Here is a 2,206-nt window from a genome sequence, read left to right as displayed (position 1 = left end):
CGTAGCAAGTATCGGAGTGAATGTAAACCAAAACAGGCTTGTCCTCTTTTTTCGCAACTTTAAATCCTTCTTCAAGGCTGTAGAATTTTATCGGAGATTTTTCATATTCGTCGACTCCAAGGAAGATCGTAGCTACTCCGAAAAGTATGAGAATCATCGCAAAGATTGGTAGAGGTCTTCTCCCTTTCACGAACTTATTTTACAATAAATGTATAAAAAGGTTACGAGGCTAACTTCTCGATAGAGCGTCTTTCAACTTGATGTATTCTTCCTGAGTGATCTCTCCTCTTGCAAGTCTCTCTTTCAGGATTTGGAGGGATCTATCCTCGCTCTTCTTTCCGGAGCTTAACGAATTTATCAGAATGTAGATCACAGCCACTATTATCGCGAGCCAGATTATCTGCCAGAGGAAGCTGCTGAAGTACCATCCTCCGAAGTTGTTTCCCATCATTCCGGGCATACCGTAGCCCATCATGTTACAACCTCCAAAAAAATTGGAGAGGATTGTATCACCATCCCATCATGGGGCAGTGGTAGCCGGAGTAATAACCGTACCCTGGATTCTGGTAGTAGACTGGACTTTGGAACGTTTTACCGTTCGCTTCTATGTACGTTGGGACTATCACGTTTCCGTAGCTAAATCCTTTAGCCTTCACGTCATCTCCCGGCTTTAAGCCTAGATTTGCGGCAACCCACCAAGGAACTCTGATGTACTTACCATCTTCAAGTACTACTGCCATGGGATATACTGCCACCACTTTCCCGCTCACTTCCGTCTGTGCTTCATCTGTGTTATAGTAGTTCATCATATCCTCTCCGTACATATTTCCCATGCCATAGCCCATCATTCCGGGCATGCCGTAGCCCATCATGTGGGCTGAGGCGTATGCTGTCAGAGCCACCAGCCCGAGCAACACACCAAACACCAAACTTCTTTTCATCTCACATCACCTCTGATTGAAAGTAAGAACTGAGGGGCAATAGATGTTGGGGGAAAAAACGAAATAAATACGAGTTATAAAATGCTTTAGAACGTTTCAAAAAGCTTCATAACGTTTCACGCAGTGATTTTAGGTAAGCAGAGTAGAGTTTTGAAAACTCTGCCAAAATTCGTTAACTCTAAATACGCTAAAAGATTAATTTCATCTATAATGAAGAGCATATACCCTCCAGAAGATTTTGTCGAGAAAGCGAACGTTAAGGATCCAGCCATATACTCAAAAGCTAAGGAGAACTGGATAGATTACTGGGAAAGCTTCGCCAGAGAGTTGCACTGGTTCGAACCTTGGGAAAAATTTTTCGACGACTCGAAAGCCCCGTATTACAGATTTTTCGTTAGCGGAAAAATAAACGCAAGCTACAACTGCGTTGACAGGCACTTAAAAAAGAAGAGGAACAAAGCTGCTATAATTTGGGAAGGAGAAAAAGGAGAAAACAGAGTTCTAACGTACTTTGACCTTTATAGGGAAGTTGGCAAGTTATCTAACGCTCTGAAAAACCTTGGTGTGAAAAAGGGGGATAAAATAGGAATATACATGCCGAATCTGCCAGAAGCCGTGATTTCAATGCTCGCTGCCGCAAGGATAGGTGCAACTCACGTTTTCATATTCGCGGGCTTTTCTCCGAAATCTGCGGCTTTCAGAATGAAGGATTCTGGAGTCAAACTTCTCATAACAGCTGACGGCTACTACAGAAGGGGAAGACTGATAAACTTAAAGGAAAAAGCTGACGAGGCTCTTGAGGAGTACAAAGGAGTGGAAAATGTCGTAGTCGTTAAGAGGGCTGGAAACGAAATTGACATGAAAGAGGGGAGGGATCACGACTATGCTGAACTCGTAAGAAAGGAGAAGGCTAAGTCTGAATGTGAAATAACTGATGCTAACGACCCCCTCTTCATAATCTACACCTCCGGAAGCGTTGCTGAGCCTAAAGGAATCATTCACTCCACCGGAGGTTACCTCGTTCACGTCTATGCGACGAGCAAAATAGTCCTCGACTTGAAGGATGAGGACGTTCTCTTCTGCACAGCAGACCTGGGCTGGATTACGGGGCACAGCTACTCTGTTTATGGCCCGCTTTCTTTGGGTGCTACGGTTCTTCTCTACGAGGGAGCTCCGGACTACCCTAACATATGCAGAACCTTCGAGTTGATAGAGAATTACGGAGTTACAGTCTTTTACACCGTCCCAACCCTCGTGAGAATGCT

3 protein-coding genes and 1 pseudogene are annotated in these 2,206 nt (G+C 44.2%); 1 reads left to right on the top strand and 3 read right to left on the bottom strand.

What is annotated here, in order from left to right; translation table 11 throughout:
• The 3 genes and pseudogenes from F7C14_RS00780 to F7C14_RS00770 form a co-directional block, all read right to left on the bottom strand.
• A pseudogene (locus F7C14_RS00780) lies at positions 1 to 190 on the bottom strand (hypothetical protein); the annotation flags it as partial.
• Positions 191 to 229: 39 nt separating this feature from the next.
• Positions 230 to 475: an SHOCT domain-containing protein gene (locus tag F7C14_RS00775; RefSeq protein WP_290898675.1), complete on the bottom strand. Its 246-nt coding sequence runs from the start codon at positions 473 to 475 to the stop codon at positions 230 to 232.
• A 34-nt stretch (positions 476 to 509) separates the two neighbouring features.
• On the bottom strand, positions 510 to 941 hold the full coding sequence (locus tag F7C14_RS00770) for a hypothetical protein (RefSeq protein WP_290898670.1): 432 nt from the start codon (positions 939 to 941) through the stop codon (positions 510 to 512).
• 123 nt (positions 942 to 1,064) lie between these two features.
• Here F7C14_RS00770 and F7C14_RS00765 point away from each other — a divergent pair.
• Positions 1,065 to 2,206, top strand: a 1,142-nt coding sequence (locus F7C14_RS00765) for an AMP-binding protein (RefSeq protein ID WP_290898663.1), incomplete at its 3' end; no start/stop codon positions are given.

The sequence above is a fragment of the Ferroglobus sp. genome, assembly GCF_015521575.1.
GTDB lineage: Archaea > Halobacteriota > Archaeoglobi > Archaeoglobales > Archaeoglobaceae > Ferroglobus.
This window is presented reverse-complemented; position numbering and strand designations above follow the sequence as displayed.